This is a genomic window from Pantoea sp. B_9 (assembly GCF_008632015.1).
Lineage (GTDB): Bacteria > Pseudomonadota > Gammaproteobacteria > Enterobacterales > Enterobacteriaceae > Pantoea > Pantoea dispersa.
Genome location: NZ_VWVL01000003.1, coordinates 519,240 through 542,985 on the forward strand (window position 1 = coordinate 519,240; position 23,746 = coordinate 542,985).

The window sequence follows — 23,746 nt, forward strand, 5'->3', positions numbered from 1 at the left end:
AAACAGCCTTTTCCTCGCCGTTGCATCGGAATTTCTGACGCTAAAAAAGTCGCTGCTTTGCAACGGATTTTCTTAAGCCCTGGTGAGGCAGAAGCGAATGGGCGTGAAGCGTCAGGCAGGGGATTATGCTGCTATTCGCTGTCCGGCATGATAAATGCATGGAAACAGGGGTAAATAGAAAAGCCGGCGCGACAAGATCGCGCTGGCGACACCAGGAGAATCTGCATGCTCAGTCGCATCACCCAGCGCCAGCTGGAATACTTCGTCGCGTCCGGCGAAGCCGGCAGCATTATTGGCGCATCCGAACGTATTCACGTGTCGTCACCGTCGATCTCTGCCGCCATTACCCACATCGAATCCGAGCTGGGGGTGCAGCTGTTTGTGCGCCACCACGCGCAGGGCGTATCGCTCACCGCCATTGGCCATCAGGTATTAAAAGAGGCGAAGCTGATCCTGGAACAGATGTCGAATCTGTATACCATCGCCTCAGAGTCGCTGAATAACGTGCGCGGCCCGCTGCGCGTCGGCTGTCTCGACACGCTGGCCCCGATGCTGACGCCGGAGCTGGTGTTTGGCTTTGGCCGTGCCTTCCCCGGCGTGCGCATCACGCTGGTGGAGGGCAATCATGAACAGCTGCTGAAACAGCTGCGCGCCGCCGATATCGATATCGCGCTGACCTACGATCTGGTGCCGGCCAGCGACATCGCGTTTCAGTCGCTGGCGCAGCTGCCACCGTATGTGATGGTCGGCGAACATCATCCGTTTGCCAGTCAGTCTGCGGTGACCATTCAGGATCTCGCTACGGTGCCGATGGTGCTGCTGGATATGCCATGGAGCCGCGAATATTTTCTCAGCCTGTTTAGCGAAGCGGGCGTGACGCCCAACATTGTGATGCGCTCCGGCAATATGGAAGTGGTACGCGCGATGGTGGCCAACGGCGTGGGATTTGGCATCGCCAATGTGCGGCCCAAAGCCAATCTGTCGCAGGATGGCAAACGGGTGATCCGTGTGCGCCTTGCCGGCGTGAACCGGCCGATGTTGCTGGGATACGCCACGGTGGCCCACGTGCAGCAGTCAATGGTGGTCAACGCCTTCGCCGAACGCTGCCGCATGTTCATCTCCGATCAATACATTCCCGGTATGGCCGCGCCAAGCTACTTCGACCCGCAGGTGGTGCGCGTCGCCTGACGCGCTCAGTAACCCCGCGCGGGAAACACCTGGTTGAGCACCGGCTCGCCGCGCATCACTCGCTGGATGTTATCAGCCACCTGACGCGCGGCGCTGGCCGGGATCGCCACCGACGCCAGATGCGGGGTGATCAGCACATTCTCCATGCCCCACAGCGCATCGTCGGGCGGCAGCGGCTCACGATCGAACACGTCTAATGTGGCGTGGGCGATCTGTCCGCTCTGCAGCGCCGCGGTCAGCGCGGGCTGATCGACAATCGCGCCGCGCGACACGTTGATCAGTGCGCAGCCCGGCGGCAACCGTGCCAGACGCTGCGCATCCAGCAATCCGTGGGTTTGCGGCGTGAGCGGCAGCATCACCACCAGAATGTCGCTGCTGGCCAGAAACGCATCCAGCGCCTGCATACCTCTGACGCAGTGAATGCCGTCCAGCGCTTTGGGCGACCGTGACCAGCCGCGCACGTCGAAGCCCTGACGCGCCAGCTCGCGCGCCGCGTACGCACCCAGTTCGCCCAGCCCCAACACGCCCACGCGAATCGACGCCGGCTCGCGCGGATGCAGATAATGCCAGCGACGTTCACGCTGTGCGCGCTCAAATGCCGGTATGTCACGCGCGTAACGCAGCACGGCAAACAGCACGTAACCGGCCATCATGCGCGCCATATCCGGGTCCGATAGCCGGACGATCGGGATGTCAGGCAGGTCGTCGCGCCCCACCAGCGAGTCGACGCCCGCGCCCAGATTCACCAGCAGTTTCAGCTGGCGATACGGGGCAAAAAAGCCGCGCGGCGGCTTCCACGCCAGCGCAAACTGCACGCTATCGGCATCCGCAACCTGATCGGCACGGCAGATAGTGACATCCGGTAATTGTGGTGCCAGCAGCGCCGACCACGCCTCGAAGCTGTCGAACTCGCTATAAAACACCAGCGTCGTCATGCGCTGGGCTCCTGTAGCAGCGTCGCCAGCGCATCGATAGCCAGTTCATAACCCAGCGCGCCCAGCCCGGCGATCACGCCGGTGGCGGCTTTCGACACCAGCGACTGATGACGAAACGGCTCGCGCTGCCAGATATTGCTCATGTGCGCTTCGATGATCGGGCCATCAAACATCAGCAGCGCATCCAGAATCGGTACTGATCGGTACGATAATCCGGCGGCATTGATGATCAGCCCGTTTGCCTGCTGGCGCGCTTCCTGAATCCAGTCCACCAGCACCCCTTCATGGTTGCTCTGACGAAACTGCAGCCTGAGGCCGTGCGCGTCGGCGCGCCGCTGACAGCGCTCGCCGATGCTGGCGAAACTGTCGCTGCCGTAAGTGCCGTGGCGATCCATGCCGTAAAGATTGGCATTGGGCCCATTAAGAAAGAAAATCTGAGACATGGCGGCTCCGTTACAGGTGCGGGCGCGTCGCGGCCATTGCCGGGTGCGCGTCAAAAAGGGCAAACCAGGCGGCGCTCTGCGGATGTGTGGCGCGCCAGTTGAGTTCAGCAAAACGAAAGTCGAGATAGCCCAATCCGCAGCCGATGGCGATCAACCCGAGATCGTCGGGCGTGCGGCTGAACGCCTCCGCCTTCTGCTCAATGGCCGCCAGCGCCGCCGCCACTTTGGTCAGCTGCGCATCGCGCCACGCTGACCACTGCTTTTCCAGCGGGCGGGCGCTGGTTTCGTAGCGCGCCAGCAGCGCGGCGTCCAGCAGCCCATCACCCAGCGCCTGGCGCGTGAGGCACAGCCAGCGCGCCTCGCCGTCTGCCGGCAGCAACTGGCCCGCGGCGCGGTGGTTAAGGTATTCGCAGATCACCCGGCTGTCGTACAAACATAGTCCCTGTTCGGTGCGCAGCGCCGGCACTTTGGCCAGCGGATTAAACGCGGCAATGCGCGCATCGCGCTCGACGGGGTGCGCCGCCGACGCCAGCAGAGTGATCTCCGGCGCCAGACCCAGCAGCTGGGCGCACACCATCACTTTTCGCACGTAAGCCGAGGTAGAGGCGTAATAGAGTTCCATCATGGCATGGCCTCCGCATCTGGCAGCAGCAGCACTTTGCCGATATTGGCATTGGCTTCAAGGATGTGGTGCGCCTGCGCGGCGGCCGTCAGCGGCAATCGCTGATGCACCTGCGGCGTGATGCGCCCGGCGGCCAGTAAAGGCAGCAGATGGGCGCGCACGCACTGCGCCAGACGCGCTTTTTCCGCCGCGCTTTTCGGTCGCAGCGTGGAAGAGGTCAGGCTTAAGCCTTTGCGCATGATTAATTGTAAATCGATCTCCACCGTGGCCCGCTGCATAAAGGCGAGGCTGACGTGCCGCCCGCCCGCTGCCAGCACGCTGAGGTTGCGCGCAATGTAGTCGCCGCCGACGTTATCCAGCACCACATCCACGCCGCGTTCCCGGGTCAGCGTCTGAATCACCGCCACAAAATCTTCGCTATGGCGATCGATGGCGCGCCACACGCCCAGCTGCTGCAGCGCGGCAATTTTTTCCGCACCGCCGGCGGTGGCAATCACCCGCGCGCCACAAGCCTGGGCGCACTGGATCGCCAGCGTGCCCACGCCGCTGGCCGCGCCGTGAATCAGCACGCTGTCGCCCGGCATCAGACGCCCCAGCTCAAACAGGTTGTGCCAGACGGTAAACGCGGCTTCGGGAAACCCCGCCGCGTGGCTGAGCGGCAGCGTGTCCGGCACCGACAGGCACAGGTCGGCGCGCGCCACGCAGTATTGTGCATAACCGCCGCCGCTCAGCAGCGCCATCACCGCCATGCCCGGCTGCAGTTCGCTGACGCCTGCGCCGAGTGCAACGATGACGCCCGCCGCTTCCAGCCCGAGAATATCGCTGCAGCCTGGCGGCGGTGGCATGCCGTTGCGCTGCAGAATATCGGGCCGGTTAACCCCTGCGCTGACGACGCGCAGCAGCACTTCGCCCGGTCCCGGCTGCGGCACCGGGCGCTGCACCGCAGTCAGCACCTCTGCACCACCCGGCTGTGCGGCGATGATCGCCGTCATGGTTTCCGTTGCCATGCGCTAACCCTGTGCGTCGCTGGCGAAGGCGCAAACGCCCTCGTCATCAAACGTCAGCCCTACCACGCTGCCGACCGGCCAGCGCGTCAGCGCCTCCAGTCCGGACTGCCGGGCAAACAGTGAGGCACTGCCGAGCGCCGGAATGTCGAGGTGCACGTCAACGTGATCGCCCTGAAACACATGCGTCAGCACCGTGGCGCTGAGCAGCGCCTGCGGACCGAGCGGCGCCAGCTGCACATTTTCCGGACGCACATACACATCGAGCCGGTCGCCGACGCTGGCCTGCACCCGTTTGGCCGGCAGGCGCAGCGTGTTACCGCCCAGCTCCAGCAGCGCGCTGGTGTCGCGGCCGGCGTAGCGGCCCGGCAGAATGTTCACGTCACCGACGAAGCTGGCGACAAACGGATCCTGCGGGCGGCGATAGATCTCATCCGGCGGACCGATCTGGCGCACGTGCCCGGCCGACATCACTACCACGCGGTCGCTCATGCTCAGCGCTTCGCCCTGATCGTGGGTGACGAAGACCGTGGTCACGCCAAGTTTGCGCTGAATCGCTTTCAGCTCGACCTGCATGGATAACCGCAAATTTTTGTCCAGTGCGGAGAACGGCTCATCCAGCAGCAACACTTTCGGGCGAATCACCAGTGCACGCGCCAGCGCCACGCGCTGCTGCTGCCCGCCGGACAGTTCACGCGGCTTGCGCTGGCCGTAACCCGCCAGCTTTACCAGCGCCAGCGCCTGCCCGACCCGCTCGGCGATTTCCGCTTTCGGCACGCCGCGCATACGCAAGCCGTAGCCGACGTTTTTCTCCACCGTCATGTGCGGAAACAGCGCGTAGTTCTGAAACACGATGCCGATCTCACGCTGATAAGGCGGGATTTCTGTCACCAGGTCGCCATCGATAAAAATCTCACCGCCGTCGGCTTCGGCAAAGCCGGCCATCAGGTTCAGCAGCGTGGTTTTGCCGCAGCCGGACGGGCCGAGCAGCGTAATGAACTCACCTTCGTGGATGGTGAGAGAAATTTTATGCAGCGCGATGGCATCACCAAAGCGCTTCAGGACGCCATCCAGCTGCACCGCCACGTTGGCCTTATGCGGCGCCGATGACAGCGGCTGCGGAAACGGGGTTACTTCTGCACTGACCATACAATCTCCGGATTCGGACGGGGTGGCTCGTCGCGGGTTCATTCGCACATCCAGGTCGCCAGCCGGCGTAACAGGCTGTCACAGGCGTCCAGCTGTGCGAGGGTGATAAATTCGTCGGGCTTATGGCCCTGCTCCATACTGCCGGGACCACACACCACACAGGGGATGCCGGCGGCGGCAAACAGTCCGCCTTCAGTGCCAAACGCCACGGTGCCGAAGCTGTCGCTGCCGCTCAACCGGGCAATCAGCTGTGCCGCGGCACTGTGCGCGGCGGTATCCAGTCCGGGATAGGCGCTGAGCGGCGAGAAGCGGATGGCGCTGGCGGGCTGCACCGCGCGCATCTGCGGCTCCAGCGTCTGCTGCGCATACGCCACCAGCTCCTCTGCCACCTGCTGCGCATCCTCCTGCGGCAGCGTGCGCACTTCGAAATCAAAACTGCAGGCGTCTGGCACGATATTCAGCGCGCGTCCGCCGTGGATCACCCCGGTTTGCACGGTGGTAAATGGCGGATCGAAGCGCGCATCCTGTCGTTCCGGCGCCGCCAGACGTTCACCGATGACGGTTAAGCGCTGGATCAGCTTCGCGGCGTATTCAATCGCATTGACGCCCTGCGGCGCGTACGCCGAGTGGCAGGCCGCGCCCTGCACTTCGCAGCGCATTGCCAGCTTGCCTTTGTGGCCCAGCACCGGACGCAGTTCTGTCGGCTCGCCAATCAGGCAGATCGCCGGTCGATCGCTGCGCTGCGCCAGCGAATCCACCAGCGAGCGCACGCCGAGGCAACCCACCTCTTCGTCATAGGAGATAGCCAGATGCAGCGGCTGACGCAGCGGCTGGGCGAGAAAATGCGGCACCGCAGCCAGCATGCAGGCGAGGAAGCCTTTCATGTCTGCCGTGCCGCGTCCGTACAGCTTGCCGTCACGTTCGGTGAGCGCAAACGGCGGCACCGTCCACGTCTGGCCATCAACCGGCACCACATCGCTGTGGCCCGATAGCATCACCCCGCCGCTGCCGGCTGGCCCGAGCCGCGCATAGAGATTGGCCTTGCTGCGTTCTGCGTTGTGCATCAGTTCACAGGTCACGCCCAGCCCGCTGAGGTAGCGCCAGCAGAAATCGATCAGCGCCAGGTTGGATTCGCGGCTGGTGGTGTCGAAAGCCACCAGATGTTCGAGCAGGTTACGGCTGGTCAGCATCGCGTCTCCTCTCGCTTATTCATCGCCCGGCACGCCGTAACGGGGTGCCAGCGTAGGATTGAGCGCGCGCGTCAGGTAATCCTGCATCTGCGGCTGATAGGCCAGCCACAGCTGATGAAGTTCCGCGATGGGATCGCCCTCCGTCCAGTCAACGCGCAGATCAACCAGCGGCCACGACGGTTCGCCCACCACTGCCAGCGCCGCCGAATGAACCGGCCCGGCTTCGCCTCCGGCGGCCATCCCGGCCTGCATGGCCGCGATTAACCGTGCGGCCAGTTCGCCCGGCTGCTGCGTAAACGCGCTGACCATCGCCGCAATCACCTCGGGATTCGCCAGCAAATTACCGGCCGCTACGCAGTCGCTGCCGCACAGCGCGTGATTCACCCCCAGCGTGTGCGTTCCGCTGAAGCAGGCACTGCTGCCGTCGGCCGCCAGCACCGTAAGCTGGCGATAATCAAAAAAGTCATCGCTGGCAAGGCCGCTCTGCAGCGCCTGCTGCGCCGTCTCGCCCTGACTCAGCCGATCAAGAATGCGCGGGCCCAGCGCCGGCAGCGTGATGTTCTGTGTGGAGACCGCGCCGACGCCGGCGCGCAGCCACGGACAGCGTGCGCCGACCGCAATACTCGACGAGCTGACCGCAATGCCCAGCTGGCCGGTTTTCGCACAGCGTCCAACAATCGATAACGTCATGATGCGGCGCTCCTTATTGCGGCTGCCAGTCGTCGGGGATCACCGCAATCACGTCGATCTCCATCAGCCACTGCGGCTGGCCCAGTCCCGAGATCACCAGACCGGTGGAGATGGGAAACACGCCTTTCAGCCACTTGCCCACCACCTGATACACCGGCTCGCGATAGCGCGGGTCGATGATGTAGGTGGTGGTTTTCACGATGTGCGACAGGTCGCTGCCCGCTTCTTCGAGCAGTTGCTTCACGTTTTTCATCGCCTGCTCGGCCTGCGCTGCCGGATCGCCCAGCCCCACCAGGTTGCCTTCGAAGTCGGTGCCAATCTGGCCACGCACGTAAACGGTGTTGCCGGCGCGCACTGCCTGACACAGGTCGTTGTCCAGCGACTGATTAGGATAGGTATCTTTGGTGTTGAATTTGCGGATGCGGGTATGGGTGCTCATGATGCCTGCCAGCGTTTAATTGGTTTCCGCAAGGTATACCGGGCTTAGCGCAGCAGGGAAAACAGCATTAACTGAGGTGTTGCTTTGAAAAATCCGAAGGAGTGCGGCAGGCCTGCTGGCCCGCCGATGAGTGATTAATGCGCAGCCTTACTTAGCCGCATAAACCGCATCACAAAATGCTTTGCGCGCGCCCAGTTTGGCTGACAGGCGTGCAGCCGCTTCGCGCATCAACACGCCTAACTCTTCATCTTTGCGATTCAGCGTCAGACGCGAAACCGGGCCGGTCAGCGCCAGCGCAGCGGTTAGCCGGTCATTTTCGGCGAATACCGGTACGGCAAAGGCCGCGATGTGCGGATCGCGCGCGCCCGAACTGAATATCGGCAGCGACGGCAGCGCATCGAAGAGATTTTCATTCATGCCCCAGAAACGCAGCACCTTACTGATGGCTGAGTTATCGAGCGGAAAAATTGTCCCCGGCAGGCGCGTATGACGCAGGCCATCAGACGATTCAGCACGAAACAGGCACAGACGCTGGCCGTTATCCAGTACGTACCAGCTGGCGCTCTCGTTGGTCGCCGTTGCCAGCGCCTGCAATTCCGGCTGCACCACGCTGGCCAGATGGAATGATTGCTCATAAAGCTTGCCGAGGTATAACAGACGCGGGCCGAGCGTGTAGACACCGCTGTCACTGCGCACCACATAGCCCATCCTTTCCAGCGAGTTCATCAGACGATAGACAGTGGTTTTGTGATAGCCGGAAAGCTGCGACAGCGCCGTCAGCGACAGGCTCTCTTCGCCCGGCTTAAAACAATCCAGCAGCGACAACGCCTTCTCCACCGCATTAACGCCTTCATTTCCCATTTTTTCCTCCTGATTTGTGCCGTCCTGAGTGTACCTGAAAACTGTGAGTCACATCGTGTTTACATCACAAACACCTTCGTAACACTGGCATGCGGCGTCAGATCGTCGATATAGTTGTTTTATATTGTACAACAATGTTGTACCAGGTAAAACAAACCACGAGGTGAATTATGTCTGTGTCTGCAAATAACCTGATCAACCGCAACATCGAGCGCGTCAGCGCCCTGTCCGTCAGCCAGGCCGCCGCATTTCAGGCGGCGATTCTGGCCGATGTCGCCGGTCGTCGCGGCACCCTGCATGGCCGCGTTAAGCCGCTGTCGCCGCAGATGAAAGTCGCCGGGCCGGCCATCACGGTGGAAGTGCGTCCGGGCGATAACCTGGCGATTCACGCGGCGCTGGCGATTGCCCAGCCGGGTGATGTGCTGGTAGTAGACGGCAAAGGCGACATCAGTTGCGCGCTGCTGGGTGAAATCATGGCAACCCAGGCCGAAGCGTCCGGCATCGCCGGCATCATCATTGATGGTGCGGTGCGTGATGCTGACGCCCTCGCGCAGGGCAGCTATCCGGTGTTTGCTGCCGGCCTCAACCCAAGCGGCCCCACCAAAAGTATTCCCGGACGCGTGAACCATCCGGTGTCGGTGGCCGGTGCGTCGATTGAGCCGGGCGACCTGGTGGTCGGCGATGCCGATGGCGTGGTGGTGATCGCTAAACAGGATGTGGAACGCATCATTGCCCTGGCGGCGAAGAAGCTGGACGCCGAAACGCGCCGCATCGCGGGTATTAAGCAGGGCGATTTACGTCCGGGCTGGCTGGAAGGTGCCCTGCGCGCGGCGGGTATGTTAGCAGAAGGAGAATCGCTGTAATGAGCAACGTAAAAACTATCCTCATCACCGGCAGCGACCTGGCTGCTGAAGCCGTCGAGCTGCTGCAGGACTATCAGCTGATTTATGCCGGACGCCAGCCGCAGGAAGCCGATTTGATCGCGCTATGCGAGCGCCATAATCCTCAGGCGATCATTGTGCGCTATGGCAAAATCAACGGGCGCATCATGGACGCCGCGCCGGCGCTGCGCGTGATCTCCAAGCACGGCAGCGGTATTGACGTTATCGATCAGCAGGCAGCGGCGGAACGCCAGATTGCGGTCCGCGCGGCAGTGGGCGCCAATGCCGCTGCCGTGTCGGAGCATGCCTGGGCGCTGATCCTCGCCTGTGCTAAATCCGTGCCGCAGCTGGACCGCCGGATGCGCGACGGACACTGGGATAAAGCGCAGCATAAATCACTGGAGCTGGAAGGACGCACGCTCGGCCTGGTCGGCCTGGGTGCCATCGGCAGCCGCGTGGCGCGCATTGGTCAGGCCTTCGGTATGCAGGTGCTGGCCTACGATCCTTATGCGCAAACCTTGCCGGCTGGCTGTGAAGCGGTTGAATCACTGGATGAACTGTACAGCCGTGCCGATGTGGTGTCGCTGCACTGTCCGCTGACGGACAGCAATCACCAGATGATCAACGCGGCCGCCCTCGCCCGTTTTAAGCCTGGCGCGATTCTGGTCAACACCGCACGCGGCGGACTGATTGACGATCAGGCGGTGGCGACCGCGCTGCAAAACGGCACGCTGCGTGCCGCCGGACTGGACAGCTTCACCAGCGAGCCGCTGACTGCACCGCATCTGTGGCAGTCGCTCAACAATGTGATTATCACGCCGCACATTGGTGGCGTGAGCGACAATGCTTACGTGCGCATGGGCACCGGTGCCGCGCGCAACGCGTTGCAGGTTCTGCAGGAGCAGGAGGCGGTATCATGACCGTGCTCACCGTACCGGAGGTGCGCGAGTTAACGCTGTTTTCGCGCCTGCCGGAAGCGTTTCGCCGGCCGGACGCCGGCAATGTCTGGGCTGCCGCCAATCGCGGCGGCCAGCTTACCGACTCCTTTCTCGAAGGCCCGGTGTGGCATCCCTCCGGCTGTCTGTATGTCACCGACATTCCCTATGGCCGCATCTTTCGCGTTGATATGAGCGGCAACTGGGAGCTGGTGGTGCAGTATGACGGTGAGCCCAACGGCATGAAGCTGACCGATCCGGACACGCTGATCATCACCGATTACCGTAACGGCCTGATGAAGCTGTCAATCAGCAGCGCCACTATCACGCCGTGGCTGACGCGGCGTAATAGCGAAAGCTTTCGCGGCGTCAACGATTTAACGCCTGACAGTCGCGGCAATCTCTATTTTACCGATCAGGGCCAGACCGGGCTGCACGATGCCAGCGGACGCGTCTATCGGCTCAGTCCGGATGGCCGGCTGGACCTGCTGCTGGATAACTGCCCGAGCCCGAACGGCCTGGTGCTGTCGCCGGATGAGAAAATCCTCTACGTGGCGATGACGCGCGGCAACTGCGTGTGGCGCGTGCCGTTGCTGGCGGATGGTTCGGTGAGCAAAGTTGGACTGTTCTTTACCTCGCACGGACCCAGCGGGCCGGACGGGCTGACCATCAATCAGCGCGGCGAACTGCTGATCGCCAATCCCGGCCTGGGGCGCGTCTGGCGTCTTAACGATCTGGCTGAACCGGAAGAGATTCTGCTCAGTCCGCTGGGTCGCTCCACCACCAACCTGTGCTTCGGCGGGGCCGACCTTAACCAGCTGTTTATCACCGAATCGGTCAGCGGCAGCATCCTGACCTGTACCCAGAACACGCCAGGCCGCGCGTTGCCGGCCATCGATACCTCGTTTCTCTGACTACAACTCTGCGTCATCCGAACGCACCGGAGATTACTATGACCCTGCACTCAACATCCAGCCCTGCGCCGGCTCAGCCGGCTGCGTTGCCACCCCGCCATGAAACGCTCAGTGAACAGGATTTCCAGGACAGTGAGCAGGCGGCCGCCAAAGCCTTTCGTCGCATTCTGCCGTTTATCTTTATCTGCTATGTGGTCAGCTACCTTGACCGCACCAACGTCAGCTTTGCTGCGCTGGGCATGAACGCCGATCTCGGCATCACCGCCGAACAGTTTGGCTTCGGCGCAGGCATGTTTTTTATCGGCTATTTCCTGTTTGAAATTCCCAGCAACCTGATCATGCAAAAAGTGGGCGCGCGCATCTGGATCGCGCGCATCATGATTTCGTGGGGATTGATTTCGATGGCGACCGCGTTCATCAGTGGCCCCGTCAGCTTTGCCGTTGCGCGCTTCTGTCTCGGCGTAGCAGAGGCCGGCTTTACCCCCGGCATCTATCTGTTCTTTACCTACTGGTTCCCCGGCAGCTGGCGCGCCAAAATCACCGCCGCGTTCCTGGTCGGCATTCCGGTGGCCAATATCATCGGCTCACCGATTTCCGGCGCGCTGATGCAGATCACCGGCCATGAGCATATCCGTAACTGGCAGTGGCTGCTGTTGATTGAAGGCTTACCGGCGGTGATCCTCGGCGTCATGTGCCTGTTTGTGCTGAGCGACCGGCCGGAGAAAGCGCGCTGGCTGGCGCCGCGTGAACAGCAGTTGCTGAGCCGCCGGCTGGCCGATGAGCAGCAGCAAATCGCGGCAACGCACGGTTCCCAGATGCGCGACGCGCTGCGCAATCCGCTGCTGTATCTGCTGGCGTTTATTAACTTTTGCGGCATTGTGGGTTCGATCGGCGTGGGACTGTGGATGCCGCAGATCATTAAACAGCTCGGTGTGAGCCATACGGCAACCGGCTTTCTTGCCGCGCTGCCCTATGTCTGCGGTGCCGTGAGCATGCTGTTGTGGGCGCGCCGCGCTAATGCATCAGCGCATCGTATTCGCTGGATCAGCGGCGCGCTGGTGATCGCCGCCTTAGCCCTGATGTGCAGCGCGCTGAGCGATGCGCCGGTGATCAAAATGCTGGCGCTGTGCTGCACCGTCAGCGGTATTCTGGCGTTTCAGGCCTCGTTCTGGGCGCTGCCTTCCGGCTTTTTAACCGGCAATGCCGCAGCAGGCGGCTTAGCCATGATTGTCTCGATTGGTAATCTCGGCGGCTTCTTCGGCCCGTCGCTGATCGGCTATGTGCGTCAGTCTACCGGCGGCTTTATGTGGGCGCTGCTGGCGGTGGCGGCAGTCCTGATGATTGGCGCACTGGCGGTCGCCATGGTGAAAGATCCGTGGCGCCAGCGCAGCGCTGAGCAGAGATAATAACGCCGTGTTTCCCGGTGTGCCTGTGGCGCATCGGGAAACGGATGTTTTAAAGGATGAAAGCAGGATAACGGCAGACGTGATGAGCCAGATGCGTGCCCTCCCTGGCACAGGCTCATGAGATTATTTCCCGGTGCTGGCCACCGGCTGTTCCGCTTCAACGTGCAGCTTTTTGCTGCGTCCCATCAGCAATACCGCAATGCCGCCCGCCGCGCACAGCAGCGCCAGAGGAATCATCGCCATCGCATGGCTGCCGGTTTTCTCATTAATGATGCCGTAAACGTTCACCATCAGCCCGCCACCAATCAGGTTGGCCATCGCGCCGATAGCAGCCAGACCGGCCGCTGCGGTGGTTGAGGACATCCAGCCCGAGGCCAGCGCCCAGAACGGCCCTTTCATCGAGTAGGCACCAATCAGCACCAGTGACAGAATCACCACGCTGCCCGCCAGCGTATCGGTCAGGAACGCCGCCAGCAGTCCACCGGCAATCAGGAACAGCGTCAGCGCGGTGTGCCAGCGACGCTCACCGCTGCGGTCAGAGCTGCGGCCCCAGACAATCATCAGAATCGATGCCAGACCGTACGGAATCGCATTCATCAAACCGGTGGTGAAGTTATCCAGACCAAATGATTTCAGCAGCTGCGGTGACCAGACGCTCAGCGTCGAACCCGCTGCCGACGCGCCGGCGTAAATCAGCGCCATCACCCAGATATGCTTGTGGCGCAGCAGCTGCCACAGGGTGATATGACCAATTGCTTTACGCTGGGCATTCTCTTCAGCCAGTTTGCCGCTCAGCCAGTTGCGCTGTTCGCTGGTCAGCCAGTGGGCATTTTCCGGACGGTTGCTGAGCAGGAAGAAAGCCAGCACCCCCAGCACAATCGCCGGGAATCCTTCGATGATAAATAGCCAGTGCCAGCCGCGCAGGCCGAACCAGCCGTCCATCGTCAGGATTGCACCCGAGATCGGCGAGCCAATAAAGTTGGCTGCCGGGATCGCCACCATAAAGGTCGCAATCACGCGCGCGCGATATTTCGCCGGAATCCAGTAAGTCAGATATAGGATCACGCCGGGAAAGAAGCCGGCTTCGGCAGCGCCCAGCAGAAAGCGCAGCACGTACAGCATTTCCGCACTGCTGACGAACGCGGTGCACACCGAGACAATGCCCCAGGTCACCATGATGCGCGAAATCCAGATTTTGGCGCCAATCTTCTGCATCGCGAGGTTGCTTGGCACCTCAAACAGAAAATAGCCAACAAAAAACAGGCTGCTGGCCAGGCCAAACACCGCTTTGCTCAGCCCGAGGTCTTCATTCATTTGCAGGGACGCCATGCCGATGTTGCCGCGATCAATAATGGCGATCAGATAGCAGACGATCAGGAACGGCAGAATGCGCCAGATGACGCGTTTTACGGTCTGCTGCTCAATATCGGGCACAGCGGCCGCGCGGGTTATCTTGTCAGACATAGAGTTCCTCACAGAGTCATGGCTTAACGCAAATCGGCCAGTGTTGTTGTTTTACTCTGTACAACATGCGTGTACATAGTAAAACTATTATGTTTGGCCGCGCGACCCTGCGCAGAAAAATGTGTCCGGGCTGCGTGATTTGTCACAAAAAGGTAGCCAGTTGATTATGGATATGTGATGCAACTGTCAGTTTCTGCTGCAGCACGGGAAAATACCAGCATTCATTCTGCCAGGCGACAGTGGAATTACTTTGCAACATCTTGCCGTTTACCCGCGGCGTCATTCTGCGGTATACCCATTGCCTCACCGCGTAACGCGCTTATCAGGATACAAAAATGTTCGTAAAGCACTATGACGTAGATGAAAGCCATATCGATTTTCAGGGCGTGGTCGACGGGCTGTACTACCCGTTTTACATGGAGTGGACGCGCCACGCTTACATGCGCGAGGCGCTGGGTATCGACATTGAAGAAGAGTTCAGTCAGGGCAAGATTTACATGGTGCTGGAGTACACGCTGCGCTTCCGCAAGAGCCTGGTGAAAGGCGATAAGGTGGAAGTCACCTGCGCGCTGGAGCAGAATGAGAAGCGCAACCGCGTGAACTTCGTGCAGCAAATCAAGGTCGACGGCGTGGTGTATGCCGAGGCCACGTTTGTCGCCACCTGCCTCGCCAATGGGCGCCCGTCAATGCCGGAAGCGGTAACGCGCGCGCTCGGCCTGTAACGTTACACACTATGTGGCAGCAGCCTGCTTTATGCCTGCTGCCACTCTGCAATCAGCGTCTCCACCAGCTGTGCCGCCGGCAGCGCGCGCACCCGCGCCACGCCCTGACCGGCCCACTGGGCACCGAAGCCGTCCTCGCCGTGCGCAGCCGCCGCTGCCGCCAGGGCTTTTCCCAGCGCATAGGTCAGCGGATAGTCGGGAATCTCCTCCGGCGTTACGTCATGGCACAATTCACAAAATGCGTTGCGCACGCAGCGCGCCTGACGCCCGGAGATCGCCGCCGTCATTACCGTGCCGCGCTCGCCAGCCGCCAGCAGCGCGCGACGATAGGCCGCACTGGCCGCCGACTCCGGACACAGCACAAACGCCGTACCGAGCTGTACACCGCTGGCACCGAGTTTCATCATCGTCGCGATGTCGGCACCGTCCATTACGCCGCCCGCTGCCACCACCGGCAGCGCGGTGTGCTGACGAATCGCCTGCACCAGCGCAACGGTCGAAAGCTGCTGGTCTGGCGCGCCCGGATCAAAATGGCCGCGATGGCCACCGGCTTCATAGCCCTGCGCCACAATGATATCGATACCGCTGCGGGCAATTGCCCGCGCTTCCTGCGGACTGGAGGCGGTCGCCAGCGTGACAATGTCACGTTGTTTAAGCCGGGCGATGGCCGTGGCATCGGGAATGCCGAAATGGAAACTGACCGCCGCCGGCCGCGCCTGCTCCAGTACCGCCAGCATCGCCTCATTGTGCAAAAAGCTCTGATAGATCTCCATTAGCGCTGGCGGCAGTGCTGTCTGGTACTGCGCAAACTGCGGACTGAACCGGCTGATCCACGCCGCCTCGCGCGCGGCATCCCGCCTTGCCGGCGCGTGACAAAATACGTTGACGTTGATCGGGCCACGCGTCAGCGCCTTGGTGTGGGCAATCATTTCTGCCGCCTGCTGCGGTGTCACCGCGCCAACGCTAATCGATCCCAGCGCCCCGGCATTGGATACCGCTGCGGCCAGCTGCGGCGTGGCGACACCGGCCATCGGTGCCTGAATCAGCGGATACTGCAGTTTTAACAGCTGGCACAGCGCGGTCGTCATGGTGGTTTTTCTCCAGGCCGTCATCGGGCGTTGATTGCGTCACGTCTCGGGCATTAACATACATTTAACATGCATCTTTTAACAAGTCCGCTGGGCACTTTTCTTACCCGCACGCGCGGCGTTGATCACTTTTTTCTCACATTTTTAACGCTACGGTCGATAATCAAAGTTGCATAGCAAAATCAGCTTTCAGCTTGCGCTGTAACAACATCAGGCAGGTAACACTATTACACACCCCACCTGCGCACATCGGTGCGCAGCGAGACAGCAGCCTGTGCCTGTGGCACGGCTGTAATGGACAACCGGGGAAATCATGCGGTGCCGTCCACTGGACGCGCCGAATGCGTTAGCACGCGCGCATCTGCGCCTGCATTTCGTTCAACAGCATACCAAGCGCCTGAGGTCTCTCATGTTCGGGGTGAAAAAATCGAGCCTTTCTCTGCCATTTGCCAAAAGTGGCGACATTGCTAAGGATATTGAAGCGATAAAGCAGCATGTTGCGTGGATTGAGTTTTCACCGGCCGGTGAAATCCTCAGCGCCAATGCACAATTTTTACAGGTCACCGGCTATCAGCTGCATGAAATTCAGGGACAGCATCACCGGATTTTCTGCAGCCCTGCTTACAGCCAGTCTTCCGACTATTACGCCTTCTGGCAAACGCTGGCCGCCGGCGAATCGGTGAACGGCATTTTTGAGCGTTTCAACAAGCAGCATCAGCGCTTCTGGCTCAGCGCGACCTATTTTCCGGTGAGCGATGAGCGCGGCAAAGTGTACAAAGTGATCAAGGTCGCGAGCGACATCACTGCGCGCCATCAGGAGCTGGAGCATAAAGAGGCGGTGATAACGGCGCTGGATCGATCGATGGCGGTGATTGAATTCACGCCAGACGGTCACATCATTACCGCCAACGCCAACTTTCTCACCCATATGGGCTATACCCTGCCAGCCATCGCCGGCCAGCATCATCGCCTGTTCTGCTTCGACAATTTTTACCGCGAGAATCCGGACTTCTGGCGCAAAATCGGCAACGGTCAGCATTTTGTCGGTCGTTTTGAGCGTAAGACCGCCAGCGGCGAGCGCATCTGGCTGGAGGCGAGCTACAACCCGGTATTTGACGGCGGCGGTAAGGTCTACAAAGTGATCAAGATCGCCTCGGATATCACCGCGCGCGTCGAGGCGGCGAAGCGCGTGGCGGATATCGCACTGACCACCTCTGAGCAGACCTCACAAATTACCGATAACGCCAATGAAGTGCTGGATGAAACGGTGCGCAACTCCGGGCTGGTGGCGCAGCAGGTGAATGCCGCCGCCGAAATTGGCGCGCAGCTCACCGCCTCGGCCAGGAGCATCAGCGACGTGGTGGAAACCATCAACCTGATTGCCTCACAGACCAACATTCTGGCACTGAATGCCGCCATCGAATCCGCACGTGCCGGCGAGGCCGGACGTGGCTTCAGCGTGGTGGCAGGTGAAGTGCGCCGCCTGGCGGCCTCGACCGCCAGCGCCACCAAACAGATATCCGTGGTCGTGGAGCAAAATGCCGACCTGATCCAGCAGATGTATCAGCAGCTGGATGAGGTCAGGCAATTTGTGGTGACCGAACAGGAGAAGATCAGCGTGCTGTCGCGCAGCCTGCGGGAAATCAACAGTGGCGTACACGAGTTTGTGAACGTCATTCACCGGCTGGATGTGTGACAGCGTACGCGGGAGCGCTGGCTCCCGCGCGATTACAGCCCGCTGCCCGCCTGCGGCGCGGGCTGCCGCTTCCACTTCAGCGCATTACGCAGCGCCGGTTCGGCATATTTGCTGATCAGCCAGGCAACGTAATACAGTACGCTGGCCACCATCACCGGCAGCATCGTCATCACCGCCTCACTTTTGATATAGCCATTAAGCTTAATCAATATCGCGATCATTAAATTTTCATGAATCAGATACAGGGCGTAACTGACAAATCCGATGGCGGTGAAAAAGCGCAGGGAAAGCCAGCGCTCAATCTGTCTGGAATAAAAGCTGGCGATAAAAAACAGCATCACCAGTAGCAGCGGTATCACGGCGACCACGCCGCTGTTTTTAACGTAGTAGCTGAAATTAATCAGCAAGGCCAGCGCGGTCAGCGCGTAGTGATAACGTTTATCGCGCCCGTGCAGACGTTCATAAACCAGACAGCCGACCATAAACCAGGCATAGTGAATAAAACCGAATTTTGAAATGACATCGATTAATAACGGATGGCCGAGTGATTTCAATACCGATGAGGCGGAAAGTAATAACATCGGCACAATCAGCGCCGGCAGACAATATTTACGTCCGAAGGTAAAATAAACCGCGCCAATAATCAGATAAAACAGCGCTTCAACATAGAGAGACCAGAACGATCCGGCCATGGAGCGGAATTCAATGCCGGTGAGCTGCGTCAGCGTCTCAGGATTAATAAATATCAGGCCGGGCAGCAGGTTGCGGCTTTCCGGTGTCATCAGCGACCACTCCGGAAAAAAGCCGCCGGCAACGTACAGCAGCAGACTGGCTATCAGCATAGCCGGAAACAGGCGCAGCCAGCGTTTTTTGAGAAAGCTGAGGTAGCCGGATGATTTATCCAGCGTCATAAATATGACAAAGCCGGAGATCATAAAAAACAACTGCACGCCGACCCAGCCAAAAGCCAGCAGCGGAATATGCTGGGTAGTGGCGGCATACGGCAAGAGTTCGGGCCAGCGAGCATAGGCGTGATAAGCAATCACCAGCAGGATCGCTAATCCGCGCATGCCATCAAGATGCGTGATACGTGGTTGCATAAGTGGTCTCTGGAAAGAGGAGCAGATGGGTTTCAGCAAATTAGCACTGACAAAGATTTACACTCAACAAGAATAGTCCTGGATAACGCATCATCATTTAACCCGGAAATTCTTCAGGTCCAGAACGTTAAATCACGCTCTGATAAATTATGGCTGTAATATATTTATCGTCATCAGCATGAAATAAACACTAAGCTATTAGCGCAACGGGAAAAGTTTACCGGCATTCGCCGTATTGTACTGGCGGAAACGCAGCGGCAGGGCCTGTTATTAACAGACCTTATACAGATCTGATTACACCACGGCATCGTCGGGCTTCTGGCCGAATATGCGATCCGTTTTTGCCGCTCCGCTCACGCTTTTTTTACTTTTTCGCCCAGGTTCGGCGCAGTCATGCCGATACTCATAACGTACTTATGAAATATCATTTTACTGGTTTGTGATAAGTCTATGATGGCGAAACGTTCACTGATGGATTTCCCGACCGATGGTCGGATGCGCGGACTGATGCGCCAGCCGATGCTGCTGATGGTGCTGCTGATTTTTCTCTCCTTTATGGTGGCGCTGGTGACGCTGTGCTTTATCGCCAGCGATCTCAACCAGCAGGAGGCGCGGCAAAACCGCCTGTTGCTGGAGAAGGCGTTGCAGACGCGTCAGGAAGTGATGCAGTTTCACCTCTCCGATAATGCAGAATGGGGCGAAGCCTACCAAAACCTGCACCGCACGTTGAATACTGACTGGGCGTGGACGCGGCAGAATCTGGGTGAGTCGCTGTTCCAGACCTTTGCTTATGAGGGCGTGTTTGTCATCGCGCCGCGCGGCGACACGGTCTACAGCGTGATCGAGGGTCAGCTGCAGCAACGCGATTTCACCGGCTGGCTCGGTCGCCAGCAACTGCCCGCGCTGCGTCAGCAATTACAGCACAATGACGGTAAGGCGCTGTCGCGCTTTGTGGTGGTAAATCAGCAGTTAGTGCTGCTGTGCGCCGCATGGATCACTACCGGTGGCGATAACAGCGTGCCGCAGGAGCCCGGCCCGCCATCGCTGATGATCTTTGCCGATCGCCTGACGCCGCAAAAATTACAGCAGCTGGGGCACGAGTACGGCATCAACGCGCTGCGGGTGGAATTCGCTGCACCCCGCGCGCCAGTGGCGGAAAGCCTGCGCCTCGCCGCCGACGGCCATGACGCTACGCTGCGCTGGACCAGCAGCAACCCCGGCGGTAAATTGCTGACCGCCCTGCTGCCGCTGCTGGTGATCGCCATGCTGATCACCCTGTATGGCGCCATCATGCTGATGCGCAACGCGCTGCGTAAGGCGCAGCTCAATGATGAAAATACGCTGCTGCTGGCGCAAAGCCAGCGGGCGCTCAGCGCCAGCGAACGCCGCTTCCGTGATATCGCCGAAATTACCACCGACTGGATTTGGGAGATGGACGACCAGCTGCGCTTCAGCTGGGTTTCCGGCCGTTTCCCGGTAGTGACCGGGTTTACCAGCGAGGAGTGGCTGCAGCGCACGCTACTGGATTTCCTGCTGTGCGATGAGCACCAGCGCGCCCGGCTTTTGCAGCTGGCAGACTCGGGCGCTCAGCTCACGCTGAACGGCTGCCGCTATCTCTCCGCCCAGCATCAGCCGCGCTACTGCAATCTGACCCTCAAGCGCGTCAGCCTGGCGCACGGCGTCAGCGGCTTTCGCGGCAGCGCCAGCGACGTAACGCTGGAAGTTGAAGCGCAGGCACGCGCGCACTATCTGTCGCACTTCGATGAACTGACCGGACTGGCCAACCGCGTGCAGATGCGCGAATTCCTCACGGGGCAGCTGAGCCTGCCACTGCCGGCGCAGCCGCTGCTGGCGATGATCATGATCGACCTGGATAAATTCAAACCGGTCAATGATCTCTACGGTCATGCAGCGGGCGATCAGGTGCTGCATGCGGTATCAGATCGTATCCGGCGCACGCTCAACGGCAATGGCCTGGTGGCGCGGCTCGGCGGCGATGAGTTTGTGGTGATTCTGCCGGAGGCGGGCAGCCGCGAGCAGGTCGACGCGCTGTGTCAGCAGCTCATCGCCCAGCTCAATCTGCCGTTTCCGGTGTACGACAACGACATCCACATCGGCGGCAGTCTCGGCATCGCGCTGGCACCACAGGATGCCGACAACGCCAGCGATCTGCTGCGCTTTGCCGACATCGCGCTGTATAAAGCGAAAAACAGCGGCCGCAACCAGTGGATATTTTTCGACCGTGACATGGAAGAGAAAATTGTGCAGCGGCGCGAAATGGAGCATGAGCTGCGCGCAGCGCTGCAGGAGAACCAGCTGCGGCTGGTGTATCAGACGCGCTATGACCTGATCGCGCAGCGCATCAGCGCGGTCGAGGCGCTGGTACGCTGGCAGCATCCGCGGCTGGGCTTACTGATGCCCGATCAGTTTATTCCGCTGGCCGAAGAGACCGGCCTGATCAGCGCGCTGAGCGACTGGGTGCTGCTCAATGCCTGCGAGGACATCGCCCGTTACCGACCGGAAATGGCGGTTTCAGTGAATATTTCCGCCAGCGAGTTACAGGATAGCGCCTTAGCCGAACGCATCACCCGGGTGCTGCAGCTCAGCGGTCTGCCGAGCCAGCGGCTGGAAATTGAAGTCACGGAAAACGCGCTGCTGAGCGATCCGGACAAAACCCTGGCGGTGATGCAGGCGGTGAAAGCGCTGGGGGTGAGATTTCTGATTGATGATTTTGGCACCGGCTATGCGTCGCTGTGCTACCTGCGCGCCTTCCCGTTCGATGGCATCAAAATCGATAAATCCTTTATTTTTCCGCTGGCCGATTCGCCCCAGGCGCGCCAGGTGGTGGAAAACATGATTGGACTCGGCAAAGCCTATTCCCTGTCGGTAACTGCGGAAGGCGTGGAAACGCCGGTGCAGATGTCGCAACTACAGGAACTGGCGTGCGATGCCATTCAGGGTTACTACATCGGACGACCGCTGCCGCTGCCGCAAATCTCCACCGAGCCACCGCACAGTGAACCGGCGCTGCACATGAATATTTAATAAAAGGTGGCGATCCTTCGCCAGAGGTGATTACAGCGACTGGTGCGCGGTTTCTTTGGCTTTCCATAAGGCAAACAGCGTGATCGCCAGCGCCAGGGTCACATACAGTGACACCCACAGCGTGCTGCCCAGCTCTTTGTACAGCGAGGTAATGATCAGCGGGGCAAAACCGCCGCCGATGATGCCGGCCAGCGTATAGGCCAGGGACGAACCGGCATAGCGCACGTGGCTGGGGAACTGCTCGGTGACAAACGCCGCCTGCGGACCGTACATCATGGCGTGAATCAGCAGGCCAATCACCACCGCCAGCACAATCAGCCACGGCTGGGTGCTGTCGAGCAGGACAAAAAACACAAACGACCAGACAATAGCCAGCAGCGCGCCGGCAATGTACACCGGACGGCGGCCCAGGCGGTCGGACAGCGCGCCAAACAGCGGCACCGTCAACGCGTTGCCAATCGCGCCGACCATCGTCGCCATCAGCGCCAGCGGACGCGGCAGCTGTAACACGGTGGTGACGTATGTCAGGGTGAACACCACCACCAGCGCGTACAGCACATCAGAGCCGATGCGCGAGCCGCCGGCGATCAGCAGTTCACGTGGATAGCGCAGGAACACCTCTTTCAGCGGCATGTGGCTGGTTTTCTCCGCCTGCTGCATCGCCACGAAAGTCGGGGTTTCTTCCACGCCGCGCCGCAGCCACAGGCCAAACATCACCAGCAGCAGACTGAGCAGGAACGGGATGCGCCAGCCCCACTCCTGAAACTGCTCGCCGCTGAGTGACAACGTCACTAAAGTGATAAACCCGGTGCCAATCAGCGTGCCGCAGGAAGGCCCGACCTGGGCGAACGAGGCGTTACGCCCGCGCTTACTGGCTTCGCCGTGCTCCATGGAGAGCAACACCGCGCCGGCCCATTCGCCGCCCAGCGCGATGCCCTGCACAAAGCGCAGCGCCACCAGCAGAATCGGGCTCCAGATGCCCCATAGCGCATAACCGGGCAGCAGGCCCATCAGCGCCGTGGTCACGCCCATGATCACCAGCGTGGTGATCAAGACCGCCTTGCGCCCGGCGACATCCCCGAGATGGCCAAAGATAAAACCGCCTACCGGACGCGACACATAACCCACGGCGTAAGTTGAAAACGCCAGAATGGTGCCGACCAGCGGATCGAAGCTGGGGAAAAACACATGGTTAAACACCAGCGCCGCCATGATGTTGTAAACGGTAAAGTCGTACCACTCCAGCGCGGTGCCGATGGAGCTGGCCGCGGCAAGTCGGCCGGTGTGGGTTTTCCCTGCTGCGGCACGCGCGGCATGCGGCAGAGTAGAATCAGTATTCGCCATGAGCCATCTCCTGTTTAGTGAGCTGCCAGCTAAGCGCATAAAATTCAGCGCGGGCATTGAGCGCCTGTGACGCGGCGGCCGCCAGTGTCTGGCAGGCATCGGCGCACGAACAGCTGAGCAGCAGCATCGGCTGCATGGCGCGCTGCGCCCGATCTTCCTGTGGCAGCGGCGTGCTCAGCGTGGTGTCCGGCGTAAGTAAGCGCGAGGCGATATAGCCCGGCACCGTGGCAACCTGCTGCTGCCAGGCGTTGAGCGTTGCAGTTTCAATGCCAGCCTGTAGCGTCAGCACCGCGAGGTGGCTGCCGCTGCCCTGACCGTGCTGCTGAGTGATGGCGCACACGCGGCGCATCGGTTTGATCATCCGCTCCAGGTTTTTTACCGACCACGGCGTCTGGCGCGTGAAGGCGGCGTAGTAATCGGCGCTGGTGAAGGTTTCCAGCGAGCGGGTTTCATACAGTCCGAGGTACTTGCGTTCAGCATCCAGCGCCTGATAGCGCGTGCCGCTGAGAAAGCCGTCGATGGCGACGCGCTCGGCGACATGTTCATGGTCATACCATTGATTGAAATCAGCTTCGTTTTCAGCGGCGACGTTGGTGGCGACGAACAGCATGCCGTGAGGATGTGTCATTT

22 protein-coding genes are annotated in these 23,746 nt (G+C 60.5%); 8 read left to right on the top strand and 14 right to left on the bottom strand.

Going from position 1 to position 23,746, the window contains the following annotated elements; translation table 11 throughout:
* Positions 1–225 precede the first annotated feature (225 nt).
* A complete protein-coding gene (locus F3I21_RS12650) occupies positions 226–1,188 on the top strand; it encodes a LysR family transcriptional regulator (protein WP_021509493.1) in 963 nt (320 codons plus the stop codon).
* Between the two features lie 5 nt (positions 1,189–1,193).
* Here the strand turns inward: F3I21_RS12650 and F3I21_RS12655 are convergent, their stop codons facing one another.
* From F3I21_RS12655 to F3I21_RS12695, 9 genes are all read right to left on the bottom strand, one after another.
* The gene (locus tag F3I21_RS12655; RefSeq protein ID WP_190286093.1) at positions 1,194–2,123 is read right to left on the bottom strand and encodes a glyoxylate/hydroxypyruvate reductase A; all 930 of its coding nucleotides are present in this window, start codon (positions 2,121–2,123) and stop codon (positions 1,194–1,196) included.
* Positions 2,120–2,566, bottom strand: a complete 447-nt coding sequence (locus F3I21_RS12660) for a type II 3-dehydroquinate dehydratase (protein WP_088517647.1) — start codon at positions 2,564–2,566, stop codon at positions 2,120–2,122. Before F3I21_RS12660 ends, F3I21_RS12655 begins: the two co-directional genes overlap by 4 nt.
* 10 nt (positions 2,567–2,576) lie before the next feature.
* Complete coding sequence (locus F3I21_RS12665; protein WP_150059060.1) at positions 2,577–3,191, bottom strand: glutathione S-transferase N-terminal domain-containing protein; 615 nt, start codon at positions 3,189–3,191, stop codon at positions 2,577–2,579.
* Positions 3,188–4,195 carry an NAD(P)H-quinone oxidoreductase gene (locus tag F3I21_RS12670; RefSeq protein ID WP_150059061.1) on the bottom strand — a complete coding sequence of 336 codons (1,008 nt, stop codon included), beginning with the start codon at positions 4,193–4,195 and terminating at the stop codon, positions 3,188–3,190. Before F3I21_RS12670 ends, F3I21_RS12665 begins: the two co-directional genes overlap by 4 nt.
* 3 nt (positions 4,196–4,198) lie before the next feature.
* Positions 4,199–5,341 (bottom strand): ABC transporter ATP-binding protein, encoded by a 1,143-nt coding sequence (locus tag F3I21_RS12675; RefSeq protein ID WP_058758803.1) that lies wholly within the window; start codon positions 5,339–5,341, stop codon positions 4,199–4,201.
* A gap of 38 nt (positions 5,342–5,379) precedes the next feature.
* Positions 5,380–6,531, bottom strand: a complete 1,152-nt coding sequence (argE, locus tag F3I21_RS12680; RefSeq protein WP_058758804.1) for an acetylornithine deacetylase — start codon at positions 6,529–6,531, stop codon at positions 5,380–5,382.
* Positions 6,532–6,546: 15 nt separating this feature from the next.
* Positions 6,547–7,221, bottom strand: a complete 675-nt coding sequence (locus F3I21_RS12685; protein ID WP_058758805.1) for a DUF1028 domain-containing protein — start codon at positions 7,219–7,221, stop codon at positions 6,547–6,549.
* 13 nt (positions 7,222–7,234) lie between these two features.
* Entirely contained in the window at positions 7,235–7,660 is a 426-nt protein-coding gene (locus tag F3I21_RS12690) for a RidA family protein (RefSeq protein ID WP_021509501.1), read from the bottom strand.
* A 147-nt stretch (positions 7,661–7,807) separates the two neighbouring features.
* The gene (locus F3I21_RS12695; protein ID WP_021509502.1) at positions 7,808–8,521 is read right to left on the bottom strand and encodes an IclR family transcriptional regulator; all 714 of its coding nucleotides are present in this window, start codon (positions 8,519–8,521) and stop codon (positions 7,808–7,810) included.
* A gap of 170 nt (positions 8,522–8,691) precedes the next feature.
* Here F3I21_RS12695 and F3I21_RS12700 point away from each other — a divergent pair, with 170 nt between their 5' ends.
* Genes F3I21_RS12700 through F3I21_RS12715 form a run of 4 tightly spaced genes read left to right on the top strand, consistent with a single transcriptional unit; the run spans position 8,692 to position 12,657 of the window.
* Positions 8,692–9,384, top strand: coding sequence for a diguanylate cyclase (locus tag F3I21_RS12700; RefSeq protein ID WP_021509503.1), 693 nt, complete (start codon positions 8,692–8,694; stop codon positions 9,382–9,384).
* Positions 9,384–10,322: a hydroxyacid dehydrogenase gene (locus F3I21_RS12705; RefSeq protein ID WP_104187238.1), complete on the top strand. Its 939-nt coding sequence runs from the start codon at positions 9,384–9,386 to the stop codon at positions 10,320–10,322. Before F3I21_RS12700 ends, F3I21_RS12705 begins: the two co-directional genes overlap by 1 nt.
* Positions 10,319–11,251, top strand: coding sequence for an SMP-30/gluconolactonase/LRE family protein (locus F3I21_RS12710; RefSeq protein ID WP_021509505.1), 933 nt, complete (start codon positions 10,319–10,321; stop codon positions 11,249–11,251). Before F3I21_RS12705 ends, F3I21_RS12710 begins: the two co-directional genes overlap by 4 nt.
* A gap of 38 nt (positions 11,252–11,289) precedes the next feature.
* The gene (locus F3I21_RS12715; RefSeq protein WP_150059062.1) at positions 11,290–12,657 is read left to right on the top strand and encodes an MFS transporter; all 1,368 of its coding nucleotides are present in this window, start codon (positions 11,290–11,292) and stop codon (positions 12,655–12,657) included.
* Between the two features lie 123 nt (positions 12,658–12,780).
* Here the strand turns inward: F3I21_RS12715 and F3I21_RS12720 are convergent, their stop codons facing one another.
* Complete coding sequence (locus F3I21_RS12720) at positions 12,781–14,121, bottom strand: MFS transporter (RefSeq protein ID WP_021509507.1); 1,341 nt, start codon at positions 14,119–14,121, stop codon at positions 12,781–12,783.
* 335 nt (positions 14,122–14,456) lie between these two features.
* Between F3I21_RS12720 and F3I21_RS12725 the strand changes: the two genes are divergently transcribed.
* Positions 14,457–14,843 (top strand): thioesterase family protein, encoded by a 387-nt coding sequence (locus F3I21_RS12725; RefSeq protein ID WP_021509508.1) that lies wholly within the window; start codon positions 14,457–14,459, stop codon positions 14,841–14,843.
* A gap of 29 nt (positions 14,844–14,872) precedes the next feature.
* Here F3I21_RS12725 and F3I21_RS12730 read toward each other — a convergent pair whose 3' ends face one another.
* Positions 14,873–15,931 carry a nitronate monooxygenase family protein gene (locus F3I21_RS12730; protein WP_150059122.1) on the bottom strand — a complete coding sequence of 353 codons (1,059 nt, stop codon included), beginning with the start codon at positions 15,929–15,931 and terminating at the stop codon, positions 14,873–14,875.
* 409 nt (positions 15,932–16,340) lie between these two features.
* Between F3I21_RS12730 and F3I21_RS23560 the strand changes: the two genes are divergently transcribed.
* Positions 16,341–17,627, top strand: coding sequence for a PAS domain-containing methyl-accepting chemotaxis protein (locus F3I21_RS23560; protein WP_150059063.1), 1,287 nt, complete (start codon positions 16,341–16,343; stop codon positions 17,625–17,627).
* Positions 17,628–17,659: 32 nt separating this feature from the next.
* On the opposite strand, the gene F3I21_RS12740 is transcribed toward F3I21_RS23560, so the two are convergent.
* Entirely contained in the window at positions 17,660–18,727 is a 1,068-nt protein-coding gene (locus F3I21_RS12740) for an acyltransferase (protein WP_150059064.1), read from the bottom strand.
* A gap of 450 nt (positions 18,728–19,177) precedes the next feature.
* Here F3I21_RS12740 and F3I21_RS12745 point away from each other — a divergent pair, with 450 nt between their 5' ends.
* A complete protein-coding gene (locus tag F3I21_RS12745; RefSeq protein WP_304622866.1) occupies positions 19,178–21,772 on the top strand; it encodes an EAL domain-containing protein in 2,595 nt (864 codons plus the stop codon).
* Positions 21,773–21,802: 30 nt separating this feature from the next.
* On the opposite strand, the gene F3I21_RS12750 is transcribed toward F3I21_RS12745, so the two are convergent.
* Together F3I21_RS12750 and F3I21_RS12755 are read right to left on the bottom strand one after the other, a co-directional pair.
* Entirely contained in the window at positions 21,803–23,116 is a 1,314-nt protein-coding gene (locus F3I21_RS12750; protein WP_150059065.1) for an MFS transporter, read from the bottom strand.
* On the bottom strand, positions 23,103–23,744 hold the full coding sequence (locus F3I21_RS12755) for a DUF4286 family protein (protein ID WP_141496047.1): 642 nt from the start codon (positions 23,742–23,744) through the stop codon (positions 23,103–23,105). Before F3I21_RS12755 ends, F3I21_RS12750 begins: the two co-directional genes overlap by 14 nt.
* Between the last annotated feature and the right edge of the window lie 2 nt (positions 23,745–23,746).

Excerpts from the sequence above, each read along its gene's own strand:
- F3I21_RS12720 (WP_021509507.1), bottom strand. The coding sequence starts at position 14,121 with ATGTCTGACAAGATAACCCGCGCGGCCGCTGTGCCCGATATTGAGCAG.
- F3I21_RS12700 (WP_021509503.1), top strand. The coding sequence starts at position 8,692 with ATGTCTGTGTCTGCAAATAACCTGATCAACCGCAACATCGAGCGCGTC.
- F3I21_RS12705 (WP_104187238.1), top strand. The coding sequence starts at position 9,384 with ATGAGCAACGTAAAAACTATCCTCATCACCGGCAGCGACCTGGCTGCT.
- F3I21_RS12685 (WP_058758805.1), bottom strand. The coding sequence starts at position 7,221 with ATGACGTTATCGATTGTTGGACGCTGTGCGAAAACCGGCCAGCTGGGC.
- F3I21_RS12650 (WP_021509493.1), top strand. The coding sequence starts at position 226 with ATGCTCAGTCGCATCACCCAGCGCCAGCTGGAATACTTCGTCGCGTCC.
- F3I21_RS12755 (WP_141496047.1), bottom strand. The coding sequence starts at position 23,744 with ATGACACATCCTCACGGCATGCTGTTCGTCGCCACCAACGTCGCCGCT.
- F3I21_RS12670 (WP_150059061.1), bottom strand. The coding sequence starts at position 4,195 with ATGGCAACGGAAACCATGACGGCGATCATCGCCGCACAGCCGGGTGGT.
- argE (WP_058758804.1), bottom strand. The coding sequence starts at position 6,531 with ATGCTGACCAGCCGTAACCTGCTCGAACATCTGGTGGCTTTCGACACC.
- F3I21_RS12740 (WP_150059064.1), bottom strand. The coding sequence starts at position 18,727 with ATGCAACCACGTATCACGCATCTTGATGGCATGCGCGGATTAGCGATC.
- F3I21_RS12665 (WP_150059060.1), bottom strand. The coding sequence starts at position 3,191 with ATGATGGAACTCTATTACGCCTCTACCTCGGCTTACGTGCGAAAAGTG.
- F3I21_RS12695 (WP_021509502.1), bottom strand. The coding sequence starts at position 8,521 with ATGGGAAATGAAGGCGTTAATGCGGTGGAGAAGGCGTTGTCGCTGCTG.
- F3I21_RS12655 (WP_190286093.1), bottom strand. The coding sequence starts at position 2,123 with ATGACGACGCTGGTGTTTTATAGCGAGTTCGACAGCTTCGAGGCGTGG.
- F3I21_RS12725 (WP_021509508.1), top strand. The coding sequence starts at position 14,457 with ATGTTCGTAAAGCACTATGACGTAGATGAAAGCCATATCGATTTTCAG.
- F3I21_RS12710 (WP_021509505.1), top strand. The coding sequence starts at position 10,319 with ATGACCGTGCTCACCGTACCGGAGGTGCGCGAGTTAACGCTGTTTTCG.
- F3I21_RS12715 (WP_150059062.1), top strand. The coding sequence starts at position 11,290 with ATGACCCTGCACTCAACATCCAGCCCTGCGCCGGCTCAGCCGGCTGCG.
- F3I21_RS12750 (WP_150059065.1), bottom strand. The coding sequence starts at position 23,116 with ATGGCGAATACTGATTCTACTCTGCCGCATGCCGCGCGTGCCGCAGCA.
- F3I21_RS12660 (WP_088517647.1), bottom strand. The coding sequence starts at position 2,566 with ATGTCTCAGATTTTCTTTCTTAATGGGCCCAATGCCAATCTTTACGGC.
- F3I21_RS12745 (WP_304622866.1), top strand. The coding sequence starts at position 19,178 with ATGATGGCGAAACGTTCACTGATGGATTTCCCGACCGATGGTCGGATG.
- F3I21_RS12730 (WP_150059122.1), bottom strand. The coding sequence starts at position 15,931 with ATGACGACCGCGCTGTGCCAGCTGTTAAAACTGCAGTATCCGCTGATT.
- F3I21_RS12675 (WP_058758803.1), bottom strand. The coding sequence starts at position 5,341 with ATGGTCAGTGCAGAAGTAACCCCGTTTCCGCAGCCGCTGTCATCGGCG.
- F3I21_RS12690 (WP_021509501.1), bottom strand. The coding sequence starts at position 7,660 with ATGAGCACCCATACCCGCATCCGCAAATTCAACACCAAAGATACCTAT.
- F3I21_RS23560 (WP_150059063.1), top strand. The coding sequence starts at position 16,341 with ATGTTCGGGGTGAAAAAATCGAGCCTTTCTCTGCCATTTGCCAAAAGT.